Annotated in this window: 6 protein-coding genes; 3 read left to right on the top strand and 3 right to left on the bottom strand. The window is 63.5% G+C overall.

The window, feature by feature from the left end:
* A partial coding sequence (locus ACH2EI_RS21080; protein ID WP_395155548.1) for a DUF1003 domain-containing protein occupies positions 1–415 on the top strand: 415 nt, incomplete at its 5' end.
* Positions 416–505: 90 nt separating this feature from the next.
* Here the strand turns inward: ACH2EI_RS21080 and ACH2EI_RS21085 are convergent.
* The 3 genes from ACH2EI_RS21085 to ACH2EI_RS21095 form a co-directional block, all read right to left on the bottom strand.
* Positions 506–1291, bottom strand: coding sequence for an FAD:protein FMN transferase (locus tag ACH2EI_RS21085; RefSeq protein ID WP_395155547.1), 786 nt, complete (start codon positions 1289–1291; stop codon positions 506–508).
* Complete coding sequence (locus tag ACH2EI_RS21090) at positions 1288–2115, bottom strand: FMN-binding protein (protein ID WP_395155546.1); 828 nt, start codon at positions 2113–2115, stop codon at positions 1288–1290. The genes ACH2EI_RS21085 and ACH2EI_RS21090 overlap by 4 nt, the downstream gene beginning before the upstream one ends.
* Positions 2116–2188: 73 nt before the next feature.
* Complete coding sequence (locus tag ACH2EI_RS21095; protein ID WP_395155545.1) at positions 2189–2716, bottom strand: ferric reductase-like transmembrane domain-containing protein; 528 nt, start codon at positions 2714–2716, stop codon at positions 2189–2191.
* A 130-nt stretch (positions 2717–2846) separates the two neighbouring features.
* Between ACH2EI_RS21095 and ACH2EI_RS21100 the strand changes: the two genes are divergently transcribed.
* Positions 2847–3536 (top strand): response regulator transcription factor, encoded by a 690-nt coding sequence (locus ACH2EI_RS21100; protein ID WP_395155544.1) that lies wholly within the window; start codon positions 2847–2849, stop codon positions 3534–3536.
* Positions 3533–4951 carry a sensor histidine kinase gene (locus tag ACH2EI_RS21105; protein ID WP_395155543.1) on the top strand — a complete coding sequence of 473 codons (1419 nt, stop codon included), beginning with the start codon at positions 3533–3535 and terminating at the stop codon, positions 4949–4951. Before ACH2EI_RS21100 ends, ACH2EI_RS21105 begins: the two co-directional genes overlap by 4 nt.
* The last annotated feature ends 20 nt before the right edge of the window (positions 4952–4971 follow it).

The following is a 4971-nucleotide window of genomic DNA, read 5'->3' on the forward strand; positions in this document are numbered from 1 at the left end:
CATCATCTGGGGGCGCCATCCTGCGGTCCGCACCGCGGACCAACTGACACTCGGCGAACGCTCAGCAGACCGGCTTCGTAACGGCATGGGCTCGTGGGCGTTCGTCATCAGCGCGCTGGTGTTTCTTGCAGTGTGGATGGCGTTCAACCGCAACACCGGCTTCGACCCGTTCCCGTTCATCCTCCTCAACCTCGTCCTGTCCTGCCTGGCCGCGCTCCAGGGTGCCATCCTTCTGATTGCGGCCCGTCGGTCCGATCAGATCTCGGCCGAACTCGCACAGCATGACTACGACACAAACATCAACGCAGCGGCTGAGATCCACGAACTGCACGCTGGCGTCCAGACGATCCTCGATCGCCTCGACCGCATCGACCCGTCCTCCATCGGTCCGGTGGCCGCCGAACCAGTCGGCTAACTCCGCGTATCGCAGCCCAATTCTTGTCCCTCCCGATCAGCCAGGTTCTCGAGGTAGCACTTCAGGTGCGCACATGCTCGTGACCACAACTCATTCGGAAGCGCGATAGTCGGCGAAGCCAGGCGTCCAGTACGTGGTGTCGTCGTGGGTGATCACGTAGCCGTCGTAGTCGGGGTGCTTTTCGAGCCACTCGAGTCCGTCGAGCCCCATGACGAACACGATGGTGGCGTACGCGTCTGCAAGCGTGAGGTCGGGCCCGACAACCGTCACACTCGCGAGATCGGTCGTTGGCTGTCCCGTGTGCGGGTTGATAATGTGCGCGCCACGTTCGTAGGTTGCCGACGTCGCAACGGCGAGGCGGCCGCTCCCTGTTACAACGGTCGCGAGGCGTTGATCGTCAACGGGGTGCCGTATGCCGACGGTCCACGACTCGTCGCCGACCGGACTGCCGCGTAGCGCTATATCTCCACCAGCATTGATGCAGAAGTTCCGGCATCCGCGTTGTTCGAGGATCTCGGCGGCATGTTCGATTGACCATCCCTTCACCACTCCGCAAGGATCGAAACGGGTGCCGTTGGGTGCGGGGACCTCGAAAGCATCGAAGGATCCGTCGGAATCGAGTCGGAGTTGTTCGCAGAGACGCAGAACGTCGCGGACCTCGTCGTCGACGTCGTCGAAGCCGAGTTGGCCGCGTCCGATCGCGCTGATCGGGCTCTCTTGCTTGTATGGACTGAACGTCGCGTCGACATGGTGGAGCCACTCGACGACATCGTCGATGGCGGCGACTGGAACATGGAGGTCACGGATGTCAATGCTGACCGCCATGCCCATGACGAGCTCGATGTGATGTCGACCGCTAGGTGCGGTGCTGGTCATGCTGCGGCCGGAGCGAGCGGAATGCCATTGACGGTGGCGATGTCGACCGCTGATTGGAGCGACTTTTTGTAGTCGTTGCTCGTATAGGTCGCGCCGGAGACCGTGTGGATCGCCGCGCTCTGAGCGGTGAGCGCCTCGCTGTTCAACTGGGGCACAGCCCGGTTGTTAATGTTGACGCTCTTGCCATCCCTCGATGGGGTCCGGAGCGCGGTGACCTTGTTGATCGTGCCGTCGGGTGCGAATATCGCCTGCACCTGAACGTCGCCCCACTTGTTGGTGAAAATGCTCCCATTAATTGTCACGTCGGCTGCACCGGGTGCGGTGGTGGCTGGTGCGACGGTGGTGGCCGTGACCGGCGGCGCGCTGGCCGGAGGGGGTGTCGGGGTCGTGACCGACGGCGCGCTGGCCGGAGGGGGTGTCGGGGCCGTCGTGGCGGTCACGATCCCGGCCCGCTCGGCAGATGCCGAGACGGGCTGGTCGGTAGCTGCAAACAACACCCCGAGGCCGCCACTGGCGAGGACGCTGAGGAGGAGCGCCGCTGTGCGCGAGTGCTGTGCGGGGTGGCGACGCTTCTTCGGTGCGCCGCCGGTCCGGGCGCTCGGAGCGACCGCGTCGCGACGCACCCCGGCACGAGATGCGGCCAGTCGTTCGAGTCGTGCGGCCAGCGCAGCGTCCACATCAGAGCCAACAGACCCGGCCATCTTTGTTGGGGCCGAACTCGTGGAGGCTGTGCTCGCTGGGACGTCGCTTGCTGGAACAGTGCTCAATGGGGCCACGAACGGTTCGCCCGGGATGACAGGTTGGGGGAAGGTCGGGTTGGTCATGACTCCATCAAGTCAGATCAGTCTGGCATGACCCTGGGAGCAAGCTGTGAGTTGGCTGCGAATGTGAGAGTTGTCAGGCGCTTCGGCGCAGGGTGCTGAGCCGAAGCCCGAGTCCGTAGGTGGCAAAAGCGACGGCGATGACCATGCCGACCTGAAATGCGACCCGGGACGAGTCGCTCCCGCTCTGGTACGCGTGGACGAGCACGAGGGCGGTGCCGGGTACTGACAACAGATGCACGACTCGCCACCACCGACGGTTACTCCACCGCTTCGGCCAACTCGTGAAAACAACGGCAACGGTGATGTATGTGGCAATCACGCCCCACGTGATGGCCCATGTGTCGGTGGCTGTTGCCGGTACCAGTGCCTGCACGATGCCGATGCCCGACGACGAGTCAAGGACCGAGGCGACAATATGCACGCCGGTAAAAATGAGAGCGATGCCGCCGAGCCAGTTGTGGAGGTCCAGCCACCAGTTGGGTCGGAGGCGTTTGCCGGTCGCTCGGGACGAGAACAAGAAGCCCCACAGCAGCGCAGCGACCATGAGGACTGTCGCGACGATCCCCGTCGATCGGGTAGTGAAATACATGAACGATTGCACCAACGTAAGCTACGCCACTACCGACGTGCAGGTGCCCGAAGGCTCAGCCCCGGACGCAGATCGGTGTCGCCACAGCGGACTCACGGCGGGCTCTCGGCGAACTCACAGGCAGACCTGCCAGGCTGTGGGAATGACCGGACGCTTGTTGATCGTTGACGACGAGGAGAACCTGAGGTCAATGCTCACCGCAGCACTGAGCCATCACGGTTTCGAGGTCACAGCGGTCGAAGATGGACGCGCTGCTCTGAGCGCCTTGCCGGACGTCAACCCTGATCTCGTCGTGCTCGACGTGATGATGCCAGACCTCGACGGATTCGAGGTGTGCCGCCGGATGCGAGCCGATGGCGACCGGACCCCGGTCGTGTTCCTGACCGCCCGCGATGATCTACACGACAAGGTGCGTGGCCTCACGCTGGGTGGCGATGACTACCTTCAGAAGCCGTTCAGCCTCGACGAACTCGTCGCACGGATCGAAGCGGTCCTGCGCCGAAGCGCGGCTGAACACGCACCGGCGGCTGATTCCGTCCGCTTTAAGTTGGCCGACCTCGAACTTGACGACGACGCCCACCGCGTGGTCCGCGCCGGCGAAGAAGTCGCGCTGTCGCCAACCGAGTACAACCTGTTGCGCTACCTGATGGTCAACGCCGGGCGGGTGGTGTCGAAGGCGCAGATCCTCGACAACGTCTGGAAGTACGACTTCGGCGGCGACGGCGGCGTGGTCGAAACCTACATCGGGTACCTGCGCCGCAAAATCGACACGGTCGAACCCAAATTGATCCACACACTCCGCGGCGTCGGCTACACGCTTCGGACGCAATGAGCAGACTGTCACTGCGGGCCCGGCTCCTCGCAGGATTCGGCCTGGTCGCCATCGTGCTGGTCGCTGTCGCAGCAGTGATCACCGTGACCACTCGCACGCAACTCATCAGCCAACTCGACCAGCGCCTCGCCGCCGCGTCATCTGGCGGGCCAATCGGCGATGGTGATGACGACGACCATGGTGGTGCCGATGGCGGACACATCGACATCGCGCCCGGCGGACAACCCGAGCGACAAAGCGACTTCTACGAAGGCACGATCAACGCTGACGGGACGCTCACGACATTCTTCGTTCCCAACGTTGGACGCCAAAACCTGGCACCACCGGACGTCTCGCTAGACGGCCTCGGAGACCGCTCGCGTCGTTTCTTGACCAGCCCAGCCACCGAGGGCGACATCGAGTACCGGCTGCTCTTGGAACGCAACGGCGACATCGTCCGCGTGACGGGGCTTCCGTTGAACGAACTGGGCTCCACGATTGAAAAACTGCGGTGGGTCACTCTCGGCGGACTCGCTGGCGTGCTCGCCATCCTCGGCCTCGTGACATGGTGGATGCTGCGCCTAGGAATCCGCCCGATCAAACAGATGACAGCAACCGCAACAACGATTGCCGGAGGCGACCTGTCCGCTCGAGCGGACGAATCAGCAGCAGCAGCCGAGTCCCACGAGCTGGCGGTTGCATTGAACACGATGCTCAGCACTCTCCAGACTGCACTCACCAAACGCGAGGAGTCCGAAACCCGACTACGACAATTTGTCTCGGACGCGTCCCATGAGCTGAGAACCCCGGTCACGACGATCCGTGGTTACGCCGAACTGTACCGCGCAGGCGGCCTGTCCGAGCCCGAACAACTTGACGACGCGATGCGCCGGACTGAACAGGAATCAATCCGCATGGCACGTCTGGTCGAGGACATGCTGAACCTGGCCAAGCTCGACGAACATCGACCAATCGAGCAGCGCGCTGTCGACATCGCTCAGCTCGCACATGACGCAGTCACCGACGCACATGCCGTGACACCCGCACGCTCCATTACCATTGAGGCGCCACACACTGCCATTGTTCAAGGCGACAACGACCGGCTCCGCCAGGTACTCGCCAACCTCGTGAACAACGCAGTGATCCACACCGACGACAACGTGCCCGTCACCGTGACCGTTCACCCACCGGAGCACGGTCGGGTCCTCATTGATGTTGCAGATGCCGGACCTGGCATTCCAGCCGACGTCGTTGAGCACATCACCGAACGATTCTTCCGGGCCGACGTTTCCAGATCGCGGCGACGCGGCGGAAGCGGCCTCGGGCTTTCCATCGTCGAATCGACCGTCGCCGCCCACGGCGGCACCATCCGGATCGACAGCACCCCGGGTATCGGCACCACCGTCACCGTTGACTTACCCGTCACACCCGCCTGACACGCCGGGCCACCCATGGC

Origin of the sequence: Ilumatobacter sp., from assembly GCF_041688325.1 — a bacterium.
Taxonomy (GTDB): Bacteria; Actinomycetota; Acidimicrobiia; order Acidimicrobiales; family Ilumatobacteraceae; genus Ilumatobacter_A.